At 64.7% G+C, this 25302-nt stretch carries 26 protein-coding genes; 12 read left to right on the top strand and 14 right to left on the bottom strand.

The window, feature by feature from the left end; translation table 11 throughout:
* Positions 1–69: 69 nt before the first annotated feature.
* Positions 70–948, bottom strand: coding sequence for a helix-turn-helix domain-containing protein (locus NP3_RS06825; protein ID WP_063038865.1), 879 nt, complete (start codon positions 946–948; stop codon positions 70–72).
* A gap of 358 nt (positions 949–1306) precedes the next feature.
* Here NP3_RS06825 and NP3_RS06820 point away from each other — a divergent pair, with 358 nt between their 5' ends.
* From NP3_RS06820 to NP3_RS06795, 6 genes are all read left to right on the top strand, one after another.
* The gene (locus NP3_RS06820) at positions 1307–1681 is read left to right on the top strand and encodes a hypothetical protein (RefSeq protein WP_063824702.1); all 375 of its coding nucleotides are present in this window, start codon (positions 1307–1309) and stop codon (positions 1679–1681) included.
* Positions 1678–2310, top strand: a complete 633-nt coding sequence (locus tag NP3_RS06815; RefSeq protein ID WP_063038862.1) for a DUF3558 domain-containing protein — start codon at positions 1678–1680, stop codon at positions 2308–2310. The genes NP3_RS06820 and NP3_RS06815 overlap by 4 nt, the downstream gene beginning before the upstream one ends.
* A 2-nt stretch (positions 2311–2312) precedes the next feature.
* Positions 2313–3653: a hypothetical protein gene (locus NP3_RS47680; RefSeq protein WP_063038860.1), complete on the top strand. Its 1341-nt coding sequence runs from the start codon at positions 2313–2315 to the stop codon at positions 3651–3653.
* Positions 3650–4360, top strand: a complete 711-nt coding sequence (locus tag NP3_RS06805; RefSeq protein ID WP_063038858.1) for an ESX secretion-associated protein EspG — start codon at positions 3650–3652, stop codon at positions 4358–4360. Before NP3_RS47680 ends, NP3_RS06805 begins: the two co-directional genes overlap by 4 nt.
* 176 nt (positions 4361–4536) lie before the next feature.
* Positions 4537–5973 carry an ATP-binding protein gene (locus tag NP3_RS06800; RefSeq protein ID WP_218024818.1) on the top strand — a complete coding sequence of 479 codons (1437 nt, stop codon included), beginning with the start codon at positions 4537–4539 and terminating at the stop codon, positions 5971–5973.
* A gap of 61 nt (positions 5974–6034) precedes the next feature.
* Entirely contained in the window at positions 6035–7075 is a 1041-nt protein-coding gene (locus NP3_RS06795) for an SEC-C metal-binding domain-containing protein (RefSeq protein WP_063038856.1), read from the top strand.
* A gap of 66 nt (positions 7076–7141) precedes the next feature.
* Here NP3_RS06795 and NP3_RS06790 read toward each other — a convergent pair whose 3' ends face one another.
* Positions 7142–8431: a D-alanyl-D-alanine carboxypeptidase family protein gene (locus NP3_RS06790; RefSeq protein WP_063038854.1), complete on the bottom strand. Its 1290-nt coding sequence runs from the start codon at positions 8429–8431 to the stop codon at positions 7142–7144.
* Positions 8432–8558: 127 nt separating this feature from the next.
* Between NP3_RS06790 and NP3_RS06785 the strand changes: the two genes are divergently transcribed.
* Together NP3_RS06785 and NP3_RS06780 are read left to right on the top strand one after the other, a co-directional pair.
* On the top strand, positions 8559–10103 hold the full coding sequence (locus NP3_RS06785; RefSeq protein WP_063038852.1) for an MFS transporter: 1545 nt from the start codon (positions 8559–8561) through the stop codon (positions 10101–10103).
* Positions 10093–10698 carry an acyl-CoA-like ligand-binding transcription factor gene (locus NP3_RS06780; RefSeq protein ID WP_063038850.1) on the top strand — a complete coding sequence of 202 codons (606 nt, stop codon included), beginning with the start codon at positions 10093–10095 and terminating at the stop codon, positions 10696–10698. Before NP3_RS06785 ends, NP3_RS06780 begins: the two co-directional genes overlap by 11 nt.
* A 22-nt stretch (positions 10699–10720) precedes the next feature.
* On the opposite strand, the gene NP3_RS06775 is transcribed toward NP3_RS06780, so the two are convergent.
* The 3 genes from NP3_RS06775 to NP3_RS06765 all read right to left on the bottom strand — a co-directional run bounded on the left by NP3_RS06775 (position 10721) and on the right by NP3_RS06765 (position 13105).
* Positions 10721–11392: an ester cyclase gene (locus NP3_RS06775; RefSeq protein ID WP_063038848.1), complete on the bottom strand. Its 672-nt coding sequence runs from the start codon at positions 11390–11392 to the stop codon at positions 10721–10723.
* A 131-nt stretch (positions 11393–11523) separates the two neighbouring features.
* Positions 11524–12417 (bottom strand): phenylalanine 4-monooxygenase, encoded by an 894-nt coding sequence (locus NP3_RS06770; protein WP_063038846.1) that lies wholly within the window; start codon positions 12415–12417, stop codon positions 11524–11526.
* 127 nt (positions 12418–12544) lie between these two features.
* A complete protein-coding gene (locus tag NP3_RS06765; RefSeq protein WP_063038844.1) occupies positions 12545–13105 on the bottom strand; it encodes a DUF4396 domain-containing protein in 561 nt (186 codons plus the stop codon).
* Between the two features lie 118 nt (positions 13106–13223).
* Between NP3_RS06765 and NP3_RS06760 the strand changes: the two genes are divergently transcribed.
* Complete coding sequence (locus tag NP3_RS06760; protein ID WP_063038892.1) at positions 13224–13427, top strand: type II toxin-antitoxin system VapB family antitoxin; 204 nt, start codon at positions 13224–13226, stop codon at positions 13425–13427.
* Positions 13428–13433: 6 nt separating this feature from the next.
* On the opposite strand, the gene NP3_RS06755 is transcribed toward NP3_RS06760, so the two are convergent.
* On the bottom strand, positions 13434–14951 hold the full coding sequence (locus tag NP3_RS06755) for an alpha/beta hydrolase (protein ID WP_063038842.1): 1518 nt from the start codon (positions 14949–14951) through the stop codon (positions 13434–13436).
* A gap of 133 nt (positions 14952–15084) precedes the next feature.
* Here NP3_RS06755 and NP3_RS06750 point away from each other — a divergent pair, with 133 nt between their 5' ends.
* On the top strand, positions 15085–15768 hold the full coding sequence (locus NP3_RS06750; protein ID WP_063824701.1) for a JAB domain-containing protein: 684 nt from the start codon (positions 15085–15087) through the stop codon (positions 15766–15768).
* Between the two features lie 5 nt (positions 15769–15773).
* On the opposite strand, the gene NP3_RS06745 is transcribed toward NP3_RS06750, so the two are convergent.
* The 7 genes from NP3_RS06745 to NP3_RS06715 all read right to left on the bottom strand — a co-directional run bounded on the left by NP3_RS06745 (position 15774) and on the right by NP3_RS06715 (position 22309).
* On the bottom strand, positions 15774–16106 hold the full coding sequence (locus tag NP3_RS06745; RefSeq protein WP_063038840.1) for a GNAT family N-acetyltransferase: 333 nt from the start codon (positions 16104–16106) through the stop codon (positions 15774–15776).
* Positions 16107–16301: 195 nt separating this feature from the next.
* Positions 16302–17072, bottom strand: coding sequence for a succinate dehydrogenase iron-sulfur subunit (locus NP3_RS06740; protein WP_063038838.1), 771 nt, complete (start codon positions 17070–17072; stop codon positions 16302–16304).
* Complete coding sequence (sdhA, locus tag NP3_RS06735; RefSeq protein ID WP_063038888.1) at positions 17072–18823, bottom strand: succinate dehydrogenase flavoprotein subunit; 1752 nt, start codon at positions 18821–18823, stop codon at positions 17072–17074. Before sdhA ends, NP3_RS06740 begins: the two co-directional genes overlap by 1 nt.
* A gap of 108 nt (positions 18824–18931) precedes the next feature.
* A complete protein-coding gene (locus tag NP3_RS06730) occupies positions 18932–19363 on the bottom strand; it encodes a succinate dehydrogenase hydrophobic membrane anchor subunit (RefSeq protein WP_040686830.1) in 432 nt (143 codons plus the stop codon).
* A gap of 84 nt (positions 19364–19447) precedes the next feature.
* A complete protein-coding gene (sdhC, locus tag NP3_RS06725; protein WP_084508279.1) occupies positions 19448–19846 on the bottom strand; it encodes a succinate dehydrogenase, cytochrome b556 subunit in 399 nt (132 codons plus the stop codon).
* A gap of 521 nt (positions 19847–20367) precedes the next feature.
* Positions 20368–21798, bottom strand: a complete 1431-nt coding sequence (locus NP3_RS06720; RefSeq protein ID WP_063038834.1) for a hypothetical protein — start codon at positions 21796–21798, stop codon at positions 20368–20370.
* 7 nt (positions 21799–21805) lie between these two features.
* A complete protein-coding gene (locus tag NP3_RS06715) occupies positions 21806–22309 on the bottom strand; it encodes a RipA family octameric membrane protein (protein WP_174566176.1) in 504 nt (167 codons plus the stop codon).
* A 193-nt stretch (positions 22310–22502) separates the two neighbouring features.
* Between NP3_RS06715 and NP3_RS06710 the strand changes: the two genes are divergently transcribed.
* Entirely contained in the window at positions 22503–22898 is a 396-nt protein-coding gene (locus NP3_RS06710) for a cytidine deaminase (RefSeq protein WP_169814453.1), read from the top strand.
* Between the two features lie 277 nt (positions 22899–23175).
* On the opposite strand, the gene NP3_RS06705 is transcribed toward NP3_RS06710, so the two are convergent.
* The gene (locus NP3_RS06705; protein ID WP_157124161.1) at positions 23176–23418 is read right to left on the bottom strand and encodes a hypothetical protein; all 243 of its coding nucleotides are present in this window, start codon (positions 23416–23418) and stop codon (positions 23176–23178) included.
* A 371-nt stretch (positions 23419–23789) separates the two neighbouring features.
* Here NP3_RS06705 and NP3_RS06695 point away from each other — a divergent pair, with 371 nt between their 5' ends.
* Entirely contained in the window at positions 23790–25076 is a 1287-nt protein-coding gene (locus tag NP3_RS06695) for a thymidine phosphorylase (protein ID WP_063038882.1), read from the top strand.
* Positions 25077–25302 lie beyond the last annotated feature (226 nt).

Raw genomic sequence — 25302 nt, 5'->3', positions numbered from 1 at the left:
CCTCAACGCAGTTTTCGGCTCCGCCGCTGTGCCTACTCTTGAACCAGTCGGCACCGGCCAAATCGCTGTTCACGCATACTCCTTCGCCATCTGCCTGAGCAGAGCTCGGCTGGCAGCGGCGTCCATCGCGCTTCGCCGAAGACTCTCGTACGTATGATCGTATCGCTGAACCGTGGTTGGTTTCGCAAGATACAAGCCACCTGTGAAGTTTTCGGTGTAGACCACGGGCGGCTCGATCGGCTGTCCATCTCTATCAGTGCCGAACTCCAGGATGACGAATGGACCAACTGCGGCTCCAACGGGGAACCCAGCGTTGAACGGAAGGACCTGCAAATTCACGTTGGGACGGGTGCTCATGTCGGCGAGATGCCTCATCTGGGTCGCCATGACATTCGACCCGCCAACGATTCCCCGTAGGACCGATTCTCGAAGGATTACATCGAGCGATGCCGGAAGGTATTTGCGGGTGATTCTGGCTTGCCTTCGCATTCGCAATCTCACCCTGCGTGCGTGCTCCTCGGCATCGTCGTCAGGGTAGACCGCCCGGATGAGCACGCTTGCGTACGCTGGCGTCTGCAATAACCCTGGTACGAGTTCGGGTTCGTAGGTCGTCAGGCGTTGTGCCGATGCCTCGAGACCGACATAGAAGTCGAAGTTCCTCGGCAGCAGGTCGGCGTACTCATACCACCAACCGAGCTCGTTACCTTGTACCGCAAGCGCTTTCATTGCTGCGGTGTGGTCGGCATCGAACTCGTAGATCGTGCACAGCGCGTCGATATCGATCTCGCGCAGTTCGGCCACCTGACCCTTCTCCATGCGGTGGAGCGTGCTGCCACTGCGCTGAATCAGCCTGGCCGCCTCGTGGAGCGAAAGTCCGCGTTCCTGCCTCCCGTTGCGCAGATACTTCCCCAACTGACGCCGTGCCAGGGTTGATCCATCCTCCGACATGCCTGCCTCCCTTCAGGTTTCACTGTTCGCAACAGGAGATCACGCCACGACTCCAGCTGGTGGTAACAGTGCGGATTTCCATGCGATCAGGACATAACCCCAGGACAAGTTGCATCTAATGGCATATTCGCGGGTCCAGATCAACACCGGCGCATCCCGATCCGTGGGGCTACGCGACACGGCATAAACCTCTGTCGGGGCACACGGCTGGAGGAACGCTGGGACAGAATCCGTCTGGAGCGGTCCGAACCCGCAGTATCGAAACCAATCGAGACTGTCTTTGCGTCTCAATGGAACCGATTGACCGTTTCACGCGTCCAGTACAGTAAGCGCACGGACAGCGAGGGAGGGGCAGTCGATGGAAGTGGGGCAATCGGCCGCGAACGCGCTGTATCAACAGGCCAGTGGGGGAACGTTCCGGATGGAGGCGGATGCCGCACGGCGGTGCGCCGAGGTCTATACGAGGTTCGTCGAGACGACGCTCGATCCGCAGATCAAGCGATCAGCCAACTTGCATCGGCTCACCGGCTTCGGCGGGTTCGATTCCGCCAAGCAGCTTCAGGATGGATTTTCCGGCAAAGCAGTGCAGATGACCGATGCTCTAACGGGAATGAAAGAGGCGGCCTTGAAGATGGCGGCGGCCTACCTGCGAGCCGGTCAGTTGGTGGAGGAAGCCGACGCCATGTACGCGAGATCGATCACCACCGGTACTTCAGGAGTGCAGTCGTCATGATCGGAATCCGCAAAACCTTGCTGGCGCTTTTGGCGATGACCGTCGCACCACTCGCCGCGAGCTGCTCATCCAACCGCGACACCACACAACCAGTTGACTCTGGTCAAACCACCACGTCATCCACAGGCACACAATCAGTCCGGCCGACGCTCACCAACCCCAAGCTCCAGCCGCCGTCGCAGGACAACAAATACACCACCAGCACTGGACGCCCCAAGGTGGTCTTCGACCCGTGCACCTGGATCAGCGACGACACATTCCGGCGAGCGGGATTCGATCCAGCTACTCGACAGCGACTGGACGACCTCGTGGCGGAGTACAGCTTCCTGACCTGCACCATCTCCTCCCCGACGCGAAATCTGGCTTTGAACTCCGGCAACGCGACCTGGGAGGAAGACCTGACGAAGGTCGGCTCATACAGCGAGCCGATAACTGTAAACGGTCGCCAAGCCCTGTTGATTCGTGATCCCCAAGTGCGTCGCGGCTGCCAGGTCGATGTCCGAACCAAGGTCGGGTTCTTGCAGATAACGGTCGATCTGACTAACCGCGCCCCACAAAACCTCAACCCCTGCGACGGCATCACCGACATCGCCTCCACCATCGAGCCGGAGATCGGCAAGGACAACTGACGATGACCGGCCTCGATATCAACGATGTTCCTTCGGCGCTCGGTGCATTCGATTCGAGCCGCAAGCCCGACACCAGTCAGCCGAGCACGCTCGCGCGTAGTCAGCAGCAGGGTGCGGAGCAGTACGGGACGAAACTGTCTGCCGACGGCCAGGATCCGGCGTACATCACTCGGATGGAGCAGTTCGAGGGCCATACCCACGAGGAGATCTACACCAACGCCCAGAAGATGAGTCCGGGCATCATGCATCAGCAGGCCGATACCTGGATCAGCATCGCCACCGCGCTGAGCGGTGGACTGTTCGGCGCGAATCTCGCGATTCAGAAAGCATTGTCCTCGGGCATCGAGGGGGTTATGGCTGATGCGGCTCTCGCTGCGGCGCAGACGTTCTATCGGCAGGCAAGTGATGTCGAGCAGGTGATCAATGCCTGCGGGCACCGGATAAAGGGCGTGGCGTCGGCCGCCGAAGTGGTGAAGATGACGGTGCCGCCACCGTCCGCGGCGCAGGGGAGCAGGGGTTCGGCGACCTCGCTGGACCCCGCGCAGGTCATTATTTCCGCGGTCGGCGCGGGGCTGGTCGGGGACGGTGACAGTCAGGAGGTCGCCTATCAGCGCGGCATCGAGGCGCTGCATCGCACGGCGATCGACACCATGAACAACAACTACAAACCGTCCTACGGCCCCGCCGGATCAGGAGTTCCGACATTCGTGCCGGTCACGTCGCCGGGCGGCGGTGGCAACGAGGGCGTTGCCGGGCCGAGCGGTGGCAGCGGGGACGGCAATGGCGGCACCACCACCGGATCCGGCACCGGAAATACCGGCGGTAACAACGGCGAGTCGAATGGATCGGGGACATCGGGGACCGATCAGGGCACGGTGACCCCCACGGGTCTCGACTCGAATTCCACTGCCGGACAACAAACCCAGTCTCCGACGACGGCCGCGAGCACCACTGCCACCTCGCCCGCCACGGCAACCACCACTCCGACGACCTCGGGGCATGCGGGCGGCTTCGGCACATCCGGATCGGGCGGTACCTCCGGGCCCGGCAGCAGCACCACACCGAGTCCGGGACGCAGTGTCACCGGTGTGCCGACGACCGGAAATTCCGGCGCGGCAACGGTTTCCACTGCGACGACCAGCGCGTCCAGCACCGGCCGCAACGGTATGTCGGGCATGTCGCCCGGCACGGGGCGCAAATCGGGGGAGGACGAGTCGAACCGCAAGGTTCCCGATTATCTGATCGGCCAGTACGAAGAACTGGTCGGCCCGGACGATCCGGCGGTTCCCCAGTCGATCGGGGCCGACGCACCCGCGGCCCACCCGAGCGGTGAGCGCGGGTGAAGTTCGAGTTCAGGCCCGATGAGTTCATGCACATCTGGCGTGAGACGCGGTCGGATCGCTACCCCTTTCCCCTGCGCCTGATCGCCTCGGTGCGCTGGGAGGACGAATTCGACCAGCTCACACGCGAATTGGACCGCCGCCTGCCGCTGCACGCCAACCCCGACCTCTCGGCTGCCTTGCGGGTGGCGGCCGATCCGCGAATCGCATTGACACTCACCGGAACTCGGCGACGCCCATTGCGCGCATTCGGCGCGATCGACGCCGACATCGGCGTCACCCTGGTGCAACGGCCGGGCCCTACCCCCGATTTCGGCGGCAATGTAGTGCTCGAGGTCGGCACCGCCGCGATCGTGCCCGCCGTATTCACAGCAGTGCTCGGCGACGTGCCACCCGGACGTCATCCGGCCGTGGCCGAGGATGCCCAACGCCTGGTCGACAACCTCGAGTCCTGGACCGGCATCAAAGAAACACCGTCCGACCGTATCTACCGCCTGCTACGCGCCCCGCGCTCCGGTTCCGGAACCGTGGAATTCCTTCGCGGCCTACGCGATTCCCATCCCGCCCCACCCGAATACCTGAACTGGTTCGACATCGAAGGCGACGGCCGCTACCACTACCGCCACCAATACAACGAATTCCACATAACCCCCTGCGACCAGCCCACAATCCGCCGCGAAATCACCCGCCTGGCACAAACCATCCCCTGATCCCGTCGCTCGCGTGTCGGCGGTTGCCCCGCGTTCGACTACCGGATAGCTGGATGACCAAAATCTGGCAACTCGAGCAACGCTTTCACGTAGTGACTGATTGCACGCTGGGGCAGTACACAGCAAATGTAACTAATTTGCTCGAAAATGTAACTGCATGGGGTTACATTACCCACATGGTCGATGTGAGTGAGCTGATCGCACAGATCCGTGCTGCCGGTGGCGATCGTGTCGATGTCGAGGTCAAGTCTGCGGCCGGTGGGCTGCCGCAGTCGCTGACCAGCACGTTGAGTGCGCTTGCGAACCTGCCGGGTGGCGGCACCATCATTCTCGGGCTCGATGAGCGGACCGGGTTCCGGCCCGTGCCGCTGGGGGATGTGCATGGCTTGAAGCAGGGGTTGGGGACAAAGGCACGTTCGTTCACGCCGCCGATCCGGATACTCGTCGAGGATGGCATGGTCGATGGCGAACCCGTTGTCGTCGTTCGTGTCCACGAATGCGATCGTGCGGCGAAGCCGTGTCGGGTCGCCGCAACCGGGATCGCTTACCTTCGCAGCTACGACGGCGACTTCGCGATGTCGGAACTGGAGGAGCAGGCGTTTCTGGCGTCGAGATGTCCACCGCCGTTCGACCGAGAACCAGTGGAGGGCGCGGCATGGTCCGATCTGGACTCCGATCTTGTTCGAGAATTCTTGCGCTCAGTGCGGGAGCGTGATCCGCGCGGGCTCGGGCGGTTCGCCGACGACACGGAGTTGTTGTTGCGCGCGGGCGTCCTCGCCGCGGATCGCTGCCCGACGGTGGCCGGGATCCTGGCGATGGGTGTCCATCCACAGCAATGGTTTCCGCGGTTCGTGATTCAGGCATCGGCTGAACCGCAGCCGGGTGATCCGCCACAAGTCCGTGCGCGCAATCAAACAACGATCACGGGGCCCATACCTCGAATGCTCGATGAAGCGCTGGCTTGGGCCCGACGCACCTTCGGTACGTCGATCGTGACAGCTGCCGACGGAACCGTTCACGATCGGACGGAGTATCCACTCGTCGCGTTTCGCGAGTTGATCGGCAACGCGTTGGTTCATCGGGATCTGGACCACTGGTCGATGGGGATGGCCATCGAGGTCCGCCTGCGGCGGGACCGATTGGTCATCACCAATCCGGGTGGCCTGTATGGTATTACGGTCGAGCGGCTGGGTCGTGATGCGGTGACCTCGGCGCGTAACGCACGGCTGGTTGCCATCTGTCAGCATGTTCGTTCCCCGGATACCGGTGCCCGAGTAATCGAGGCGTTGGCGACCGGTCTGCCCATGGTCGCCGAGTCGCTCGAACAGGCGGCACTGCCGCCCGCCCACTACGTCGACGCCGGAATTCGATTCACAGCCGTGCTGTATCACTCCGCTCGGGAACCTGTGCAGTCGCCGAAACTCAATGCGACCGAGCAGAAGATCTACGACGCGCTGGCAGTCGGTCCGTGCACCGTCCACGAACTCGAGACGACTCTGGCGCTGTCGGCCCCGAACATCCGCAAGGCACTGCGTGCACTTCGCGCGGCCGGACTCGTAAAGCAAGAAGGTGGTCGTGGCAAACCGACAATCTACTGTCGTGACCCATCCTGACAGTCGCACCGGACGCATCATGTGACAGCGATGAGAAATCACGATTCGAGAGGAGTCTGCGGTGGTGGGACAGGCGGATGCCGAGCGGGCGGAGTACGCGGCCCTGCTTGCCGAGCAGGCGCGGCTGCTCGCGGAACGGGATCGGCTGCGGGACGAGTTTGCCGATCGCTTCGCCGATTTCTGTGAGTCCCCGGAGGAGGCCGCGCGCCAGCTCGAACAAGAGGCGGCTGACAACCCGGCTGAGCGGGCGCAGTATCTGACCGAAGCGGCCGACCATTGGGTCATGGCCGACAATCCGGAGCGAGCGCTGCGGCTGCATCGAGCGGCGGTCGCCGACGGCGGGACGGTTGTCGGCGATGCCCGCGTCTGGTACGCGACTTTCCTGATCGATCATGGCACCGACCTCACCGACAACGCCGAACAGACGGGGTTGGCTCTGCTCGAAACCGTGTTCGCTGAGGGAACCGACGACCATGTCGCCTACCTGACCGCAGCCGAAATGTTCGAGGAGCGCCGCGAATTCGATGCGGCGATGCGCTGGCTGGAGGCCGGGCTGGCTCGGCAACTCGCGCTGGCCGACGACACGGACTCCGAACCGTATCTCGGCCTGCAAGAACTTGCGATGACCCGCAGCCGCATTCGCGACGCCCTGGGCTTGCCGGAGGATTCGATCGATCGCGTGGCGGAAGAAGGCCGACAGTGGTGGCTCGATCAGGGCACCGGCGGGCACTACGGGACAGCGCACCCGTCCGCGACTTCGGTGTTGTATTGGCCGGAAAGCGAATTCGCCGCAGCTCTGAAGCGCTGGCCAGCGTTGCGTGAGCAGTACGAAACCCACGAAGAGCACCGGGGGCTGGTGGAGCGTACGCTGCGAGGTCTGCCGTCGGCGGCACGTATCGCCGCGGCGACCGTCGCGGGCCTCATCGACTATGCCGAGTCCATCAGCGCGGACCCGGCTTTGGCACAGACACGGGCCGAATACGCCGCGGTACTGGCTGAGACCGGCAACGTCGTCGTCTGGCCGCGCGGCCGCAACGAGCCTTGCTGGTGCGGATCGGGCCGCAAATACAAGAAATGCTGCGGCAGGCCGATTAACGACTGAGGAAGTCCGCGGTCCTGTAGCGGATCTCGACAACGGGTGCAGCTTTTCCTCGTCCCCGGCGCGGGCCTATCGGTGGCGACTCATGCGGCGGGCTCCGAGCAGGAGTGCGAGGACCAGGATGACGCCGCCTACCAGCAATAGCGTGCGGGTGCCCGAGTGGTCGTCGGATTCATCGGCGGGCTGGGCGTCGGTGTCCTTCGGGGGTGGGGAGGCAAGTCCCGCAGTGCCTTTCGTGGATGCGGACTTGGTTTCCGGGAGCTTGCCGACGGTGGAGCTCTTCGGCAGGGCGAAACCGTAGTCGAGCAGGCGCGCGGCCTGTTCCCACGGACGTATCGGCAGCACATCGGCTTTCAGCAGCGTCACGACGAGTCTGCGGCCGTCGCGTTGGGCGGCGGCGACGAAGGTCTGCCTCGCGTCGTCGGTGTAACCGGTCTTGCCGCCGAGCGCACCGTCGTATTCGTAGAGCAGGTGGTTGTCGTTGGCGATGGGGAAACCCGGATGGTCTTTGTCGTCAGGGTTTTTCGGGTCCTTGGGGTAGCCGGGGAAATCGATTTGCTCGGTGTGGATGAATTCGGCGAACAAGGGAATCGTCATGGCCTCGCGGAACAGCACCGACAGGTCGTAGGCCGAGGTGCTCATCCCGGGGCCGTCCAGGCCGGACGGGCTGGCGGTGCGAGTATCCAAGGCATACAACGACTTCGCCAGATCGTTCATCTTCTGTACCGTTGCGGCGTCGCCGCCGAGCTGGGTGGCGATGGCGTGCGCGGCATCGTTGCCCGACGCCATGATCAGCGCCTGCATGAGCTGTCGGTTGGTGTAGCGGCCGCCGGGGCCGATGCCGACGCGGGTGCCGTCGGCATTCGCGTCGTCCTGGGTTCCGGTGACGGTCTTGTTCAGGTCGAGGCTGCGCAGCGCGACGGTCGCGAGCAGCACCTTGATCGTGCTGGCGGGCCGGTAGCGCCCGTGCGGGTCCTTGGCGGCGAGCACCTCACCGGTATCGAGGTCCGAAATCTGCCAGGCCGTGGCGGAAATTTCTTGCGGCACCGGCGGTGCGCCGCGCGGGATGACGACGCCGCATTCACCCAGGCGTGAGCCGCCGACCGGTGGAGTCGGCACGGCCAGCGGGGTCGGCGACGGCTGTCCGGGTTCGGGGACCTCGGATTCGTCGATCGGGTTGGGCGGCTTCGTCTTCTGCGGGCAGCTGTCGGTATTCGGGGTGCTGAACGGCGTCGTCGTGGTGGTGGTCGTCGGCGTCGCATGCGAAACGGTCGCGGCAGGGCCCCAGGTCACGGCCGTAATGGCCAGTGCGGAACCGAGGCAGAGTGCGACGAGGAGGCGAAGATCCCGGGTGCTCATCGGCTGCGAGCCTACTGACCGGCCGCGCGGTGGGCCGTAATGAGACACGGATGCGCCAAGTATTGACAGGAACTACTAAATGGGAGCTACTATCAAATAGTTGTAACTATCATTTTCTGGAGGGGCTATGCAGACAGACTCGACTCGCCGCTGGTTGGCGCTGGGGGCGCTGGCCTTGGCAATGCTGACCATCGGCCTGGATATGACCGTGCTGACCGTGGCGCTGCCCACCCTCGCCGTCGACCTGAATGCGAACACCGGCGCGCTGCAGTGGTTCAGCACCGCGTACACACTGGCGCTGGCGGCCGTGATGCTGCCCGCGGGTGCGCTCGGCGACCGCTACGGCCGCAAAAAGCTGCTGCTCGGCGCGCTGGTGCTGTTCGGAGCGGCATCGCTGGCCTGCGCCTTCGCCACCACCGCCGGTCAACTCATCGCGGCCCGCGTGGTGCTCGGCATCGCGGCGGCGGTCATGATCCCGTTGTCGATGGCGGTGCTGCCGGTGCTGTTCCCGGATTCGGCGCAGCGGGCCAAGGCCATGAACATCTGGGTCACCTCGACCGCACTCGGCCTGCCGCTCGGTCCGATCCTCGGCGGCTGGCTGATCGATAACTTCTGGTGGGGTTCGGTATTCCTGATCAATGTCCCGATGGTGGTGCTCGGTGTGCTTGCCATCGCGGTCCTGGTGCCGGAGTCGCGGAACCCGGATCAGCGGCCGATGGATCTGCCGGGCGTCGCACTGTCGATTCTCGGCATGGTCGGCGTCACCTATGGATTCATCCGGCTCGGTGACAAGGGTTGGGGCAATGGGCTCGGCTGGGGTGCGCTGCTCGGCGGAGTCGCGGCCGTCGCGGCATTCATCGCGTGGCAGCGGCGGGCGAGCTTCCCGCTGGTCGATCTGGGCCTGTTCGGCAGCCCCGGCTTCCGCTGGGGCGCGGCGTTCACCGTGATCATCACGTTCGGCTTGTTCGGCCTATTCTTCACCGTGCCGCAGTACTTCCAGGCGGTCCTCGGCGCGGATGCGCTGGGCAGCGGCGTGCGCCTGCTGCCGTTGATCGGCGGACTGCTGATCGGATCGCGGTTGGGTGATCGCTTGCAGCCGAAACTGGGACCGGCGCTGATGGTGGGACTCGGCCTGACGGTGCTCGCGGTCGGCATGGGCTTGGGCGGGCTGACCGAAGTGGGGACCTCGTACTGGTTCGTGGCCGTATGGGTCGGGTTGACCGGCGCGGGCATGGGCCTCGGGCTGCCAGCTGGCATGGCGGTCGCACTGGACAATCTCGAGGTGGCTCGTGCGGGCGTCGGCTCGGCACTGGTGCAGGCGTTGCGTCAGGCGGCGGGCACCATCGCGGTGGCGGTGCTCGGCACCGTCCTGGCTACCGTGTACCGCGGCGATCTCGGCGCATTGAATGTCGATCCGATTCGCGACAGCGTGAATGCCGGTGTGGCGGTTGCGAAGTCGACGGGCAATGCGGCGATGCTGGAGCAGGTGCAGTCCGCGTTCGTCGGCGGCATGAGCGCGATGCTGTGGGTGTGTGCGGCTCTCTGCGCGGTGGCGGTGCCGCTCGCACTGCGGGTGCTGCCGGGGCGGTCCACGGCCGCACCACAACATGAGGAGGCGATACCGGACGCGCTGGTGCCGGTCGATGGGCCAGAATCGACTCATGTCGGTTGAGCTACCCGCGGACGGGACGGTCGCGCAGAGCCTGCGCGAGCGGAAGAAGGAACGGACCCGCCGGACGATTCGCGAAGAAGCGTTCCGGCTGTTCCGTGAGCAGGGCTATACCGAGACCACCATCGAGCAGATCGCCGCGGCGGCCGAGGTATCACCGAGCACCTTCTTCCGCTATTTCCCGACCAAAGAACAGTTGGTGCTCGCCGACGATCTCGATCCACTGATGATCGATGCGATACGGGCCCAGCCCCACGACATCCCGCCGATGACGGCGTTCCGCAATGCGATCGCGGGGGTGTTCGCGAATCTGCCCGCAGCCGAGCTGGCATTCGAACAGGAACGTCAGGCGCTGCTGTATCACGTGCCCGAGCTACGCGCGGCCATCGGATTGGAACTGCAACGCGGCATCGACCTGATGGCGGGTTTGCTCGCCGACCAGATGGGCCGGGATGCGGACGATTTCGAGATACGCGTGACCGCGGGTGCCATCGCGGGAGTCGCGCTCGGCATCGCGAGGTTCAACCCGCTGAATGCCGAGAACCTCAATCGCGCACTGGATTTCCTGGAGGCGGGGCTACCGCTCGGCAAGCAGTAGTGCTGCCGAGCGGCCGAAAATCCTAGCCGGACTTGGTAACCGGGCACCCGTGTGCCAATGGGCCGAGCAATTTGTTGTTGTCGTAGAAGTGCTCGAGTTCGAGAATGCGCAGGTCGTCGCTGACCCTGGCGATCGTCACGCCGAACATCTCGATCAATGCGCCGGTGGGCTGGTTGCCCTTGTATTCGCCGTCGTAGCGGCCCCAGTGCCGCCAGCGGAAGGTGACCGCGGGCGGTCCGGCCAGCACCTCGAGCACCTCCCAGAAGAAGCCGTTCGGGAAGGCGGTGTGGAAGATCTCATGGGAGGACTCGAAGGTCTCCTGCTCGACCTCGTAGTACGGGTTGTCGCCGATCAGGATGTTGTAGCTGCCGATCCTGGCGAATTCCTCGGCGTCCTGCCACGGCCCGCCGTTGACCCGGCCCCGGTAGTGCTCGGCCACCAGCGAAACCCAGGTCGCCGGGTCCTTCTTGTGCGAGACCTCCATTTCGAAGACCCGCACCAGGTCTTCGACGACGGCCTCGAGCGAGCCCGCGGCGTGCTCGGTGGTGCGCTCGCGCGGCACGGTTTGCCTGGTCAGGTGGTAATCGGGCGCGCCGTTGCGCCAATCCTCGGTCGGCGTCGCGGCGACCACCGCGTCCCGGCCCTGCAGCCACAGCGGCGTCTCGGTTGTGGAATCTGTTGTATCAGCAGTCATCTCGGCTCGCGCCCCTTCGAAGAGATCGGACGCGAGGCAGGCTAACAGCCGGTCGGTCGGTTGTCGCGGCAGGTTCGAATTTGCCGAACCCTATGTCTCCCAGCAACTTTCGAGTTTTAAACGATGATGTGTCACATTCTACCAGCAGTGTGCAGTACGCGGTGCGGCGAATCGTCGTCCATGCTGGCGAAGAAGCCGCCGATCACATCCTCGATCTCCGAAATCGACTGTGCGCAATACAGAATCGGTTGGTAGTGCGTGATGTCGTAAACGGCGGTGCCCATCGTCGCCACATCCAGCGGTCGCAGCTCGGCGTGCTGGAACTCCTCGATCTCGCCGTAGGAGGACAGCAATCCAGCTCCATAGCAACGGATTTCGCCGTTCTCCCGGACCACGCCGAACTCCATGGAGAACCAGAAGACATCGGCGAGAAACTTGAGCGCCGTCTCGGTGGTCAGCCGGGCGACGGCCGCGCCGACCGCCTCGTAGATGGCGGCGAAGCGCAGGCTGGCTATCTGATTGGCGTGCCCAATGATCTCGTGGATGGCATCGGGTTCCGGGGTATACAGCGGGGCCGAATGGTGCCGGATGTACTGGGTGGAGTGGAAGGTGCGGTCGGCGAAGGAACCGAAGAACTCGCGCAGCGGCACCAGACCGGCGGCAGGCACATAGCGGAATCCGGTCAGCGGGACCAGTGCCGCGGAGACCTCGTCGAGCTGCGGAATGTGATCGCTCGGCAAATCGAGCCGGGCCGCGGCCGCGAGCACCTCGGTGGCGGCGTACTTCTGGTGTTTGCGTGCGAGTTCGGCCGACACGATCCGCCACACCTGTTGTTCCTCATCGGTGTAGTCGATCTGTGGCAAGGATTTACCCGGTGCGTAATCCAGCGCCAGCGCGGCGATCGCATTGCGGCGGGCGCGGTAATCGGGATCATGCACGCCGGGGTGCTCGTCGCTCAAGTGCACCATGACATCGCCATCGCCGGATCGGGTCACCGGCGAGTACAGCTGAGCTTCGGTGAACATACGTCGATGCAAGCACCGCGGGGTCTTCGCGACAACAAAAGCCCGCCCAGCTGGTCAAACTGTATAGCTGGGCGGGCTTCTTCGCGTTATTACCGGCAGCGGACCGGCGTCGGCGTCGGCGAGGTGATCAGTGGTGACCGTGCAATTCGTGCACCACCGCATGGCCCTTGCCGCGGCCGATCATCCACTTGTTGACCGGGGTGGTGAGGATGAAGGCCACCACCAGGGAGAAGGCGAGCGTCGCCCAGAACATGACCGTATCCAGGTGTGCGTCCATGGCGCCGGGCACGGCGAGGATGACGGCATTGTCGACGATTTCCATGACCGTGATCGATACCGTATCGGCGGCCAGCGCGGTGGCTATCGCGGCGGCCAGCGGCAGACCTGCCTTCAGTACGCCGCGCATGGTCAGCGCGTATCCGAAAAGGAAGGCGAGCGCGATCGCCAGCACCATGGTCGCGGTGTTGTTCCAGCCGAGTGCCGTGCCGATCACCATGCCGAGGATTTCGCCGATCGCGCAGCCGGTGAGGCAGTGCAGGGTGGCCTGGGCGGCCATTCGCCAGGATGCGGGAGCGTGATGCTCGGTGTTTGCGTGCTGAGTGTGCCCGGCGGCTGCCGCATGCGCGGAATGTGCTGTATGCCCGGCATGTTCGTGGTGTTCGATGGGCGTTCCGTGCTCGTGCTCCATGTCGGGAACTATACCCCCGTAGGGTAGTTAGTCAAATGCGAATTCCGACGTTGTGCCCGATTTGCCAGACATGAGCGGACCGGATAAAGCAATATGGCGAATGTACGAAGGAGGGCGCATGAAATCCGTGCGGATCGATCTCGACCAGAAACTGCTCGCCGCCGCGGCCGCCATCATGGGCACGTCGACGAGCAGCGCCACCATCAACGAGGCGCTGCGCCGAATCGTTGTGCACGAGCGGCAACTTCACCAATTGCAGCGATTGGCTGCCGGTGTGCTGTCCCCCCTGCCCGGACCCGAGATCGCGGTTGCCGACGGCTGATCGGACTCACCGCGTCGGGCAGCGCAGACCTTCCCGGGGCGGAGTCAGCCCGATCAGGTACTTCAGGACCGGTTCGTCGACGCATTCGACGCCGTCCAGGAACGAACCATGTTGGATGCCTTCATAAGTGACCAACGTGGCGCCCAGCGCGCGGGCGAGATTCGTCGCGCCCTGGTACGGCGTGACCGGATCACCGGTGGATGAGACGACCACCAACTTCGGCAGGCCGGTCACCGTCGGGGTATGCGGGCGGCTGGTCGGTGGGACGGGCCAGAAGGTGCAGGCGTCGAACGGAACCCAATCGGCCGCGCGGCCGGTGTCGAACGCCGGGGCGGCGGCGCGGACCCGCCGGTCCAGTTCGAGCGCGCTCGCTCGATCGGTGATCCGCCGGTCGTCGAGGCAGCTCACGGCGGTCTTGTAACCGGTGTCCACCGACTCGGGCGCGAGATAGTTGTCGGCCAGGGTGAGCAGGACATCGCCGTGGCCCCTGGTCAGTTCGGTGAGGCCGCGGGTCAGCACCGGCCAGGCTTTCGAGGTGTACATGGTCGAGATCACCCCGGTCGTGGCATCCGAATAGCCGAGGCCGCGACCGTCGTTCGTGGTGGCGGGGCGGTCGGCTAGCGGACGCAGCAATGCCGCCATGCGCTCGGACGCCTTGGCCGGATCGGTGCCGATCGGACAGTCCGGCGCTTGCACGCAGTCGGCGGCGTACGCGTCGAAAGCCCGTTGCATACCGGCATAGACGATCACCGGATCGGCGATATTGGTGGCCGGATCGGCCGCGCCGTCCAGGACCATGGCACGCACCCGATCCGGGAACATCTCGGCATAGGTCGAGCCGAGTCGGGTGCCGTAGGAAACGCCGAAGTAGGTCAGCTTCTCCTCACCGAGTGCCGCTCGGACGATGTCGAGGTCGGCGGCTGACTCGGAAGTTCCGACATGTGACAGCAACGCTGATCCGGTGCGCTGCACGCATTTCGCGGCCAGATCCATGCTGTCGTGTTCGGCCTGCGACATCCAGAAGGGCAGGTATTCCCCTGCCAGACCGGCACGTTCGGCAGCCAGCTCCTCGGGCGTACTGCAAACGAGCTTCGGCGTCGACGCGCCGAGTCCGCGCAGATCGATGCCGATCACATCGAAGCGTTCCGCCAGCGGTGTGTGCGCGAGGTCGGCGGGCAGCGTCAGTCCGATACCGCCGGGGCCGCCCGGATTGGTGAGGATCGAGGCGACCTTCTGTCCGCGTGCACGCAACCGCGAGATCGCGAGGCGTGCGGTTTTGCCATCTGGCTCGGCGTAATCGATCGGAACGGTCACGCGGGCGCATTCGAGTCCGGTGCGGTTCGCGCCGTTCTCGAAACCGTCGCACGGACCCCATACCAGCGTTTGGTGGTAGTACTTGCCGATGCCCGGGGTGTTGTCGAGGTGCGGGCCCTGCACGGTCTGGGCCTGCGCACCGCAGGCGGCCGCGAGAAAGACTGCGGCGAGCCCGATGTGACGCGCACTCCGCCTGCGCCAGTTGAACATTCGACCCCCATGGTTGGACCTGCGCATTCAGTCTGCCCGACCCGGTCGCGGTGCGCAGACCATGGTCGCCATCGCATCAGTGTCGGTGGGTGCTGGCATGATGCGGAGGTCGCATCGCATTCGAGGGGGATTGATGTCGGTACCCATCGCCAAAATGCCATTGGGCCAACGTCCACGCGAACGGCTGCTCGCGCTCGGCCCGCACGCGCTCAGCGACAGCGAATTGCTCGCCGTGCTGCTGCGCCAAGGTCGCCGCGGTGAAAGCGCATTGGATATGGCCGCCGAGCTGATCGCCGAGCACGGCGGCATCGCTGGTCTGGCAGCCGCGCGGCCGGAGGAATTGTCGCGGCGCGCGGGTGTGGGGGAGGCCAAGGCGGCGGCCATCATCGCCGCCTTCCACCTCGGCACCAGGGCGCGCAACAGTCCGGAGACCGCCCCGCGCCTGGACGGCGCCGCCGACGTCGTCCGGGTAGCGCTGCCGCTGTTCGCGGGCGCCCGCGTCGAACGGCTGCTGGTGCTGGTGTGCGATGCGCAGAATCGCTTGCGGCACAAGGTATTCGTCGCCGAGGGGGCAATCGATCAGGTTGCCGTCCCGGTCCGTGAAATCCTGAATACCGTGCTGCGCCACGACGGTCGCGCCTTCGCGGTCGTGCACAATCACCCCTCCGGCGACCCGGTCCCCAGCTTCGACGATCGCCGCGCGACCACGCTGCTTATCGAATCCGCCCGCACCGTCGGCCTGCGCTTCCTGGACCACGTGGTGATCGCGGGGGACGGGTGGGCCAGTGCCGCACCGCTGCACCGGTCCGGTGGGTGATGCCGTCAGCGGGGCAGTGCCGGAATGCGATGCAGCAGTGCGGGTGTCGGCTCGTCGACACTCGCCGCGAAATCGTCGTGCCTGGTGACCCACCGCACCACGAACGGGCACACCGGCACGATCCGGCGGCCGCTCGCCACCGTGTCCGCGAGCGCGTCGTGGATCAGAATGCTGCCCAATCCCCTTCCGCCGAAAGCCGGATCGACTTCTGTCGCATAGAAGACACGGTGTAAACCGTCATCGAAATACAGCTCCTCACCGACGGTCGTGCCATCGAGCCGGATCTCGTACGCATTGCGCGCGGGGACGCCGACTACCTCTACTTTCTCTTCACTCATGCCCCCTGGAACGCATCCGTACCGCCGTTTATTGCGCAGACGACAAAGGCAGCTGGTGACTGGATGCAGATGTGTTCGATATGAGCGAACGGCCTTTGGTGGGCACGGCCGATGAGCGCACGAATGGCGAAAGCCGCCTGCATCCGAAGATGTAGGCGGCCTTCGTTTTTCGGTCCGGTGAGGTTGGTCCTGGGGTCAGCGGGCGAACAGCAGTGCGCGCTTGACTTCCTGGATGGCCTTGGTGACCTCGATGCCGCGGGGGCAAGCGTCGGTGCAGTTGAAGGTGGTGCGGCAGCGCCAGACACCTTCGACGTCGTTGAGGATGTCGAGGCGTTCGCGGGCGCCTTCGTCGCGGCTGTCGAAGATGAAGCGGTGCGCGTTCACGATCGCGGCCGGGCCGAAGTAGCTGCCGTCGCTCCAGTACACGGGGCAGGAGGTGGTGCAGCAGGCGCACAGGATGCACTTGGTGGTGTCGTCGAACCGGGCGCGGTCGGCCTGGCTCTGGATGCGTTCGCGGGTCGGCTCGTTACCCGAGGTGATCAGGTAGGGCTTCACGGCACGGAACGCGTCGAAGAACGGCTCCATGTTGACCACGAGGTCCTTCTCCACGGGCAGGCCGCGGATGGGCTCGACGGTGATGGTGAGGGACTTGCCGCTCTTGGGCAGCATGTCCTTCATCAGCACCTTGCAGGCCAGCCGGTTCACGCCGTTGATCCGCATGGCGTCCGAACCACAGACACCGTGCGCGCAGGAGCGCCGGAAGGTGAGCGTGCCGTCCAGGTAGGACTTGATGTAGATGAGCACATTCAGGAAGCGGTCGGTCGGCAGGACCGGCACCTGGAAGGTCTCCCAGTGCGCGCCCTTGTCGTCCTCCGGGTTGAACCGGGCGACCTTGACGTCGACCATGACCGAGCCCTCGGGCACCGGTGCGGCCTTCTGCGGGGGTGTTTCGAGTGCGGCAGTCATCAGTACTTACGCTCCATCGGCTCGTAGCGGGTCTGCACCACCGGCTTGAAGTCGAGGCGGATATCGGAGATGAGCTCCGCGCCCTCCTTGTAGGCCATCGTGTGCCGCATGAAGTTCACGTCGTCGCGGTCCGGGTAGTCCTCGCGGGCGTGGCCGCCGCGCGATTCCTTGCGGTTGAGCGCGCCCACCACGGTGACCTCGGCCAACTCCAGCAGGAAGCCCAGCTCGACGGCCTCGAGCAGGTCGCTGTTGTAGCGCTTGCCCTTGTCCTGCACCGTGATTCGGGTGTAGCGGTCCTTGAGCGCGTGGATATCGGTGAGCGCCTGCTTGAGGGTGTCCTCGGTGCGGAACACCGCGGCGTTCATATCCATCGTGTACTGCAATTCGGTGCGGATATCCGCGACGCGCTCGTTGCCGTGATCCGACAGCAGCATGGCCAGCCAGTCCTGCACCATCTGCGCCGGGTTCTCCGGCATCTCGACGAATTCGGTGCGCTGGGCGTACTCCGCGGCGGCGATGCCGGAGCGGCGGCCGAAGACATTGATGTCGAGCAGCGAGTTGGTGCCGAGACGGTTGGAGCCGTGCACCGAGACGCACGCGCACTCACCGGCGGCGTACAGGCCGGGCACCACATCGGTGTTGTTGCGCAGCACCTCGCCGCGGATCCGGGTCGGGATGCCACCCATCACGTAGTGACAGGTCGGCATGACCGGCACCAGTTCCTTCACCGGGTCCACACCCAGGTAGGTGCGCGCGAATTCGGTGATGTCGGGCAGCTTTTCCTCGAGCACGTCCTCGCCGAGGTGGGTCACGTCGATGTAGACGTAGTCCTTGTTCGGTCCGGCGCCGCGGCCCTCGAGCACCTCGAGCACCATCGAGCGGGCGACGATGTCACGCGGCGCGAGGTCCTTGATGGTGGGGGCGTAGCGCTCCATGAAGCGCTCACCGCTGGCGTTGCGCAGGATGCCGCCCTCACCGCGGACGGCCTCCGAGATCAGAATGCCCAGGCCTGCCAGGCCTGTCGGGTGGAACTGGTGGAACTCCATATCCTCCAGCGGCAGACCCTTGCGGAACACGATCGCCATACCGTCACCGGTCAGCGTGTGCGCGTTCGAGGTGGTCTTGTACATCCGGCCGGAACCGCCGGTGGCGAAGATGATCGACTTCGCGTGGAAGACGTGCAGTTCGCCGGTGGCCAGCTCGTAGGCGACCACACCGGTCGCGACCGGACCGCGCTCGGACTCGGACATGACCAGGTCGAGCACATAGAACTCGTTGAAGAACTCCACGTCGTGCTTGACGCAGTTCTGGTACAGCGTCTGCAGGATCATGTGGCCGGTGCGGTCGGCGGCGTAGCACGCGCGGCGGACCGGGGCCTTGCCGTGATCACGGGTGTGACCACCGAAGCGCCGCTGGTCGATCTTGCCCTCGGGCGTGCGGTTGAACGGCAGACCCATCTTCTCCAGGTCCATCACCGCGTCGATGGCCTCCTTGGCCATGATCTCCGCGGCGTCCTGGTCGACCAGGTAGTCACCACCCTTGACGGTGTCGAAGGTGTGCCATTCCCAGTTGTCTTCTTCGACATTGGCCAGCGCGGCGCACATGCCACCCTGTGCAGCACCGGTGTGGCTGCGGGTCGGGTAGAGCTTCGTCAGAACGGCGGTGCGGGCCCGGGGACCGGCCTCGATCGCCGCGCGCATACCGGCGCCACCGGCACCGACGATGACGACGTCGTAGCGGTGCTCCTGAATCCGGGATTCACTCATGCCTCCACCTCGCTGCGCTCGGCTCCGGCATGTGTGAAACACGCTGTGTCGATGATTCGTTCGCTGCGCTCACGCATGGGAGTTCGCCTGTTCCTAACTGATGTTGGGGTCGAAGGTGAAGATGACGTAGGTGCCGACGCCCACGATCAGAATCATCGAAATGGCCAGCAGGGTGTTCAGCCAGAACCGGGTCGAGTCCTTGCGCGAGTAGTCCGCGATCACCGTGCGCAGGCCGTTGCCGCCGTGCAGCTGGGCCAGCCAGAGCATGCTCAGATCCCAGAACTGCCAGAACGGGCTGGACCAGCGGCCGGCCACGAAGGCGAAGTTCAGCCGCTTCACGCCGCCGTCGAGCAGCAGCATGATCGTCATGTGGCCGAGGACCAGCACGATCAGCAGCAGGCCGGAGAAGCGCATGAACAGCCACGCGTACTTCTCGAAGTTGTTGTTGGAGCGGGCACGTGGCGAGCGAGGGAGGTCCAGGCTCGCGGGCCGGTCGTACGACTTACCGAGAACGGGTGCGCTCATGCCTGTGCCTCGCTGACGCTCGGCTCCGGCATGACCGCAGTGGCGGCTGTGTTCATCATTCGTTCGCTTCGCTCACTCATGGGATCAGTGCTCCGTGAACAGGTAGAAGAACTGGCGGCCGACGGCCGGAACCACCAGCAGGAACCAGATGGCGAGAATCACCCAGAGCATCGTCTTCTGGTACTTCGGGCCCTTGCCCCAGAAGTCGACCAGGATCACGCGTACGCCGTTGAGCGCGTGGAACAGCACGCAGACGACAAGGCCCATCTCCATCAGCGCGACGATGGGGTTCTTGTAGATCTCGATGGCGTGGTCGTAGGTATCGGGGTTGACCCGAACGAGTGCGGTGTCCAAGACGTGCACGAAGAGGAAGAAGAAGATGGTGACACCGGTGATCCGGTGCAGCGCCCACGACCACATTCCGGGGTCGCCTCGGTACAGCGTCTTCCGCTTCGGCTGTGCCGGAGCTTCTATCGTGGTCATAGAGTGCGGTGCCTCCAACGTCGTTGATGGACCCGGTTGCAAGTCCGAGGCAGGCGACGTGGATGTAAATGCCCAGGTGGCTGCGCTTTGCTGCTCCAAATAGCTCGCGCGGGGCCCGCCGCCGGGAACCTGAACCGATCTGTTCTGGACTCTAATCCCCTCGCAATCGCGGAACTAATTCGGCAGGCCGTGCGTTGCGCTACAGTCGAGCGAGTTAGGTTTACCTTTCTTGATGTGTAAAGGGTTGCGCCGTGGCCCCTGCGCGGGCAAGCGTGGCTGGTCTCCGGACGGCCTGCCGATATCGAATAGCGGCTGAAAGATCTTGCGCGACAAGGCAATTCGAGTTATGTGTGTTGCCTATGTATCGAACTCGCGATTTCCGGTCGGCGTCGGGGCTCTCAGCTCGACGGGCCGAATTGTGAGCGTCGGCAATGTGGAAAATGTCTCATTCGACAGGCGATAACCTACTCATCGGTAACAGAAAACTATCGCAGATTCCGGTCGGTGACAGCTGAATTTCGCTATGACGTCCATCGGCGTCGTTCCAGCAACCGCGTCATGAGTTCGCGGTCCGCAGGACGCCCCGCGCCCGTGACGGCGACCAGGATCGTGCGTTCGGTGGCCCCCGCGTTGGGTGAGCCCGAAGCCATCTGCGACCAGTGATAGCGCACCTGAGCCTCGATGAACGCGCGGTCGCTGCCCGCATCGCAGAGCAGCACCGCGCGATTGATCGGAAAGCGGTCGATCACCCGCTGCAGTTCGAACTGTGTTCCGGTGTTGGCCGGGACATATCCCGACAGATCGACCGCCACCAAGTCGACTCTGGCCAACAGCAGGTCGACCGCGCTCTTCCAGAAACTGCCGTGGCACAGCAGTGCGCGGACGGGATAGCTACCGGCCGGATCGTGCACGCGTTCGGGCATATTGGTGATCCCGGTCAGCCGGTGCTTACCCGGCGGCAGCGGCTCGGATCCGAATCCGGCGAGCGCGATACGGAAGGTGCGCGGCGATGCGGCGAACATGGTGCGTATCGCGTTGTCGGCCCGCGCTCGGGCAACCTCCGCCGGGCTGACCGAACCCGAGCTACGCAGAATGTAGACATAGCCGAATTCGCGCCACGCGCCGTGCAGGAAATTGCGGATTCTGGCCTGGTTCTCGAACAGTCGGAGATAGGCGATCTCCAGCGGCGACGATTTGAACACGTTGCGCGCGGCCGACACCACGGTCAATCGGTAATCGACCGACTTCGGTTGCACGAACCGCACTCGCAGCGGAGGAATCTCGGACGCGCGAACGTAGCGGGGGTCGGGACCGAGGTGACTTAGCGCCGCGGCGTATGCCGGGCTATTCGACCACTTTTCGGCGGTATACGCCGCGTACCAGCGTCGCCAGCGTGGTAGTGCGAACGCGATGATGGCGAGCGATATCGCCACGAGTGCGGCGATCACCGGCACCACGGCCTCCGGAGCATCGCGCAGCGTGCCATCGGGGTCCTCGGTCTGCACGCCGAACACCAGCACCGCAATGATCAGGCCGATCGGAATCACGATCCACCACACCCGCCGGAGCGCCACCTGGCGGTGGCCTCGAATCGCCCGCAACTCGTTCAGATGCGCCTCGAGCGGCGGCACCAAAAGTGCGGCGCGGTCGGGATGGCGGTCGACCTTGCGGCGCACCCGATGTGCGCTGTACCAGGCATGCCAGTCGCGCGCCCCTTCGTAGCCGCGCTCCCACAACCCGAACCCGCAGGCGACCGCTGGAAACAGCACGAGCTGATGCCACTGCGACAGGGACACATCGGGAATACCGCGGTGCAGCGGTTCCGGTGCGAAGAAGATCAATCCGATGATCGCCGCGGCCCACGGCAGCGCAAGTGCGGTGTTGCCGAGCCCGGACCACAGTGCCTTGGATTCCGTCGCGCGCACACGTTGTCGAAGATCCTGCGCGGTCATGCCGACATCACTTCAGGACGGCGACCACATAGGTGATCACGTAGGTGAGCGCGAATATCACCGGCACCCACTGCTCGAGGTGGGTGAGCGGCCGGTAGAGACGCCGGTTCCGGCCCTGACCGAGTGCGGTCCACTCCGCACGCCAATACGGTGACGCGGGCAATCGCTCCTCCAGTGCGCCGACGACCTGATATTTGGCCGCATTGAGCTGACGGTAAGAACGCAGCAGGTAGTACCAGGCTCCGCACTGCACGACCAGCGCGACCGTCGGGCACACCAGCGTCCACACCGCGCGGCTCGGATGGAGTTGCAGCATTACGCCGATGATCGTGAAGGCGCTGGTGTTGAGGGTGAGGAAGAAGCTGTTGGTCAGGCTGCGGCGGGCGCTGATCCGGTCGGCCATCTCGACATACAGCTTGTACTGTTCGAGCACCGCGTCCTGGTACCGGCCCGCATAGCTTTCCGGCGTGACGTGCGAATTCCACAGGCCGTCGCTGATCGGACCGGACATCGACTCCACCTTCCGAAGGGGCCGAAGGTAATTCGATGATATCCGAAATCTGTTGCCGCGCACCGGGATCTGACCAGGTCCACGATCAGGCGTGGGCCGAGCCGGGCGACAACGCGCCGGGACGGGAGAATTCGACCAGCCGAGCCGCCCGCCATACCGAAACCGACCCTCGACCACGGAAGGTAGCGAACACGTGGATATCGACTGGAAACTATTACGGACCAGCGCATATGAGGTCATGCAGCGCGCCTACGCGCCGTATTCTCGATTCCCGGTCGGGGCGGCCGGGCTGGTCGACGGCCGAGTGGTCGTCGGGTGCAATGTGGAGAATGTTTCCTATGGATTAGGCCTGTGCGCCGAATGCGTATTGATCGGGAACCTGTTCGCGGGCGGTGGTGGCCGGTTGCTCGCCCTGTCGGTCACCGATTCCCGGGGCGAAATCCTGATGCCCTGCGGGCGTTGCCGACAGCTGCTCTACGAACACGGCGGCGCCGATCTTCTGGTGGACCACAAGACCGGACCCGTGCCGCTTCGAACCCTGCTCCCCGACGCCTTCGGACCCGATGATCTGGACGCCGGGCAGACGTAGGTCGCTCGTCCTTCGAACAATGCGTCGATTTCGGCTTCCGTCGGCATCTCGACGTCGATGAGCTGAATCGGTGGTAGCCCCATCCGCGCCGTCATCAGTGCGATGCCCGCTCCGATTGTGCTCGTCTGCGCCGCGAGCCGACGTGTGAAGATCTTCAACCCCCGAACGTCTCTGGACAGACCGTAGAGCGTGTCGCCGTGGCTGTCTTCGATATCGGCGACCCGAGATTCGAGCGGTGCCAAGCGGCAGTCGATGTGTGCGGATGTCATGGTCACCCTCAGCAGCCTTGTTCGGGGACGGCGTCGACCTCGTCGTCGGTAGGCATGCTGATCGCTGGTGTGTCGGCCGGACTGATCCCGAGTTGTTCGGCGATGAGCTTCACGTTCTGCCCCACGCCGTTTGCGTGTGCGGTGACACGTCTGGCCCAGATCTCGAGTCCCGTGACTCGTCTCGTCAGTCCGAGCTGGGATTCGCCGTAGCCTTCCTCGATGTCGGTGACTCGTGCTTCGAGCTTCGTCATTCGGCGATCCACATGTGCGGATGTCATGGTCGCCCCTCAGCACCCTTCTTCGAGGACGGCGTCGATCTCGGCTTCGGTCGTCACCGTGATCTGCGAGATTTCGTCGGTGGGGACGCCGAGGCGTTCGAGGATGCGGCAGAAGCTTCGTTTCAGGACGATTTCGATTGCGGTGAATCGTCGCGTGAGCTTCAGCTGGGATTCGCCGAAGCCGTCCTCGGCCTAGCGGATTCGGGCCTCGAGGTCCGTCACGCGGCGGTCCAGGTGTGCGTGCGTCATTGCTCCCCCAATGTCGACTCGACGGTGCGCTGAGGCTATCGGAGGGCACCGACAAGTTCCAGGGGCCGAGCGTGTCCCGTGCCAGACTTGCCGGTGTGACGGCAGTGGACGCGGTTTCGATCATTACGGCCAAGCGGGACGGCGGGGAGCTGTCGGATGCGCAGATCGATTGGGTGGTGGATGGATTCACCAAGGGGACGGTGGCCGACGAGCAGATGGCGGCGTTGGCGATGGCCATCGTGTGGCGGGGGATGACGCGTCGGGAGACCGCGCGGTGGACGAATGCCATGATCGCGTCGGGCCGTCGGATGGACTTCACCGATCTGCCGCGGCCGACGGTGGACAAGCATTCGACCGGCGGGGTGGGGGACAAGATCACGTTGCCGCTGGCTCCGTTGGTCGCGGCGTGTGGGGCCGCTGTGCCGCAGCTTTCCGGGCGCGGGTTGGGGCATACCGGCGGGACGCTGGACAAGCTGGAGGCGATCCCGGGATGGCGGGCCGATGTGCCGGTAGCGCGGATGCGGGAGATCCTGTCCGATCCCGGCATCGGCGCGGTGGTGTGCGCGGCGGGTGCCGACCTCGCCCCCGCCGATAAGCGGCTGTACGCGTTGCGCGATGTCACCGGGACCGTTGAATCCATCCCGCTGATCGCCAGCTCGATCATGAGCAAGAAGATCGCCGAAGGGACCGCCGCGCTCGTACTCGATGTGAAGGTCGGCTCCGGAGCCTTCCTGAAAACCCTGGACGGCGCGCGTGAATTGGCAACGGCCATGGTCGAACTCGGCACCGATGCCGGGGTGCGGACGGTGGCATTGCTGACCGCGATGGACACTCCGCTCGGACGCACCGCGGGCAATGCGCTCGAGGTCGCCGAATCGGTGGAGGTGCTCGCGGGCGGTGGCCCCGCCGACATCGTCGAGTTGACGCTCACCCTCGCCCGCGAGATGGTCGCCCAGGCCGGACTCGATATCGACCCGGCCGACGCCCTCGCCGACGGTCGCGCGATGGACCATTGGCGCGCCATGGTTCAGGCCCAAGGCGGCGATCCGGACGCGCCCCTGCCGCGCGCGAAGCACACCGAAATCGTTCGGGCCGAACGAGACGGTGTGCTCACCCGCCTCGATGCGATGGCCGTCGGCATTGCCACCTGGCGACTCGGCGCGGGGCGAGCCCGCCAGGGCGACCCCGTCCAATTCGGCGCGGGCATCGAAATGCACACCAAGCCAGGCGATTCCGTAACCACAGGCCAACCCCTGCTGACCCTGCACACCGACACCCCGCAAGCCTTCCCCGGGGCCTTCGCCGCCCTCGAAAACTCCTTCACCATCGGAACCGCGCCCCCGCAGCAAGCCCCCTTGATCCTGGATCGCATCGCCCCCTGACACCGTCGCACCCGTTTTCGCCTGACACACGATTTCGTCTGCGACACGTTCGAGTCCGAATGCGAGTCGAGCGCACCGAGTTGGGGAGAAAAGTTTGCGGCAAGCAGGCAGGAAACCGACCGCTACGTTAATTCTTGGCTGGTTAAAGGGGCTTTCCGGTACTCGAAGACTGCTCGAGCAGGGACATTGCGGGTTATGTCTCGGGCGGGGGTGGCGGAGAGCGCAA

Origin of the sequence: Nocardia pseudovaccinii NBRC 100343 (assembly GCF_001613225.1) — a bacterium.
Classification (GTDB): Bacteria; Actinomycetota; Actinomycetes; order Mycobacteriales; family Mycobacteriaceae; genus Nocardia; species Nocardia pseudovaccinii.
The sequence above is the reverse complement of the archived record's forward strand: the minus strand, read 5'-3'. Positions and strand labels throughout refer to the sequence as shown.

What these genes read in the sequence shown, in the direction of transcription:
- NP3_RS06755 (WP_063038842.1), bottom strand. Translation starts at nt 14,951, where the DNA reads ATGTTCAACTGGCGCAGGCGGAGTGCGCGTCACATCGGGCTCGCCGCA.
- NP3_RS06780 (WP_063038850.1), top strand. Translation starts at nt 10,093, where the DNA reads ATGTCGGTTGAGCTACCCGCGGACGGGACGGTCGCGCAGAGCCTGCGC.
- NP3_RS06745 (WP_063038840.1), bottom strand. Translation starts at nt 16,106, where the DNA reads ATGAGTGAAGAGAAAGTAGAGGTAGTCGGCGTCCCCGCGCGCAATGCG.
- NP3_RS47680 (WP_063038860.1), top strand. Translation starts at nt 2,313, where the DNA reads ATGACCGGCCTCGATATCAACGATGTTCCTTCGGCGCTCGGTGCATTC.
- NP3_RS06720 (WP_063038834.1), bottom strand. Translation starts at nt 21,798, where the DNA reads ATGACCGCGCAGGATCTTCGACAACGTGTGCGCGCGACGGAATCCAAG.
- NP3_RS06815 (WP_063038862.1), top strand. Translation starts at nt 1,678, where the DNA reads ATGATCGGAATCCGCAAAACCTTGCTGGCGCTTTTGGCGATGACCGTC.
- NP3_RS06785 (WP_063038852.1), top strand. Translation starts at nt 8,559, where the DNA reads ATGCAGACAGACTCGACTCGCCGCTGGTTGGCGCTGGGGGCGCTGGCC.
- NP3_RS06760 (WP_063038892.1), top strand. Translation starts at nt 13,224, where the DNA reads ATGAAATCCGTGCGGATCGATCTCGACCAGAAACTGCTCGCCGCCGCG.
- NP3_RS06730 (WP_040686830.1), bottom strand. Translation starts at nt 19,363, where the DNA reads ATGAGCGCACCCGTTCTCGGTAAGTCGTACGACCGGCCCGCGAGCCTG.
- NP3_RS06705 (WP_157124161.1), bottom strand. Translation starts at nt 23,418, where the DNA reads ATGACGAAGCTCGAAGCACGAGTCACCGACATCGAGGAAGGCTACGGC.
- sdhC (WP_084508279.1), bottom strand. Translation starts at nt 19,846, where the DNA reads ATGACCACGATAGAAGCTCCGGCACAGCCGAAGCGGAAGACGCTGTAC.
- NP3_RS06740 (WP_063038838.1), bottom strand. Translation starts at nt 17,072, where the DNA reads ATGACTGCCGCACTCGAAACACCCCCGCAGAAGGCCGCACCGGTGCCC.
- NP3_RS06790 (WP_063038854.1), bottom strand. Translation starts at nt 8,431, where the DNA reads ATGAGCACCCGGGATCTTCGCCTCCTCGTCGCACTCTGCCTCGGTTCC.
- NP3_RS06825 (WP_063038865.1), bottom strand. Translation starts at nt 948, where the DNA reads ATGTCGGAGGATGGATCAACCCTGGCACGGCGTCAGTTGGGGAAGTAT.
- NP3_RS06715 (WP_174566176.1), bottom strand. Translation starts at nt 22,309, where the DNA reads ATGTCCGGTCCGATCAGCGACGGCCTGTGGAATTCGCACGTCACGCCG.
- NP3_RS06775 (WP_063038848.1), bottom strand. Translation starts at nt 11,392, where the DNA reads ATGACTGCTGATACAACAGATTCCACAACCGAGACGCCGCTGTGGCTG.
- NP3_RS06750 (WP_063824701.1), top strand. Translation starts at nt 15,085, where the DNA reads ATGTCGGTACCCATCGCCAAAATGCCATTGGGCCAACGTCCACGCGAA.
- NP3_RS06820 (WP_063824702.1), top strand. Translation starts at nt 1,307, where the DNA reads ATGGAAGTGGGGCAATCGGCCGCGAACGCGCTGTATCAACAGGCCAGT.
- NP3_RS06800 (WP_218024818.1), top strand. Translation starts at nt 4,537, where the DNA reads ATGGTCGATGTGAGTGAGCTGATCGCACAGATCCGTGCTGCCGGTGGC.
- NP3_RS06765 (WP_063038844.1), bottom strand. Translation starts at nt 13,105, where the DNA reads ATGGAGCACGAGCACGGAACGCCCATCGAACACCACGAACATGCCGGG.
- NP3_RS06770 (WP_063038846.1), bottom strand. Translation starts at nt 12,417, where the DNA reads ATGTTCACCGAAGCTCAGCTGTACTCGCCGGTGACCCGATCCGGCGAT.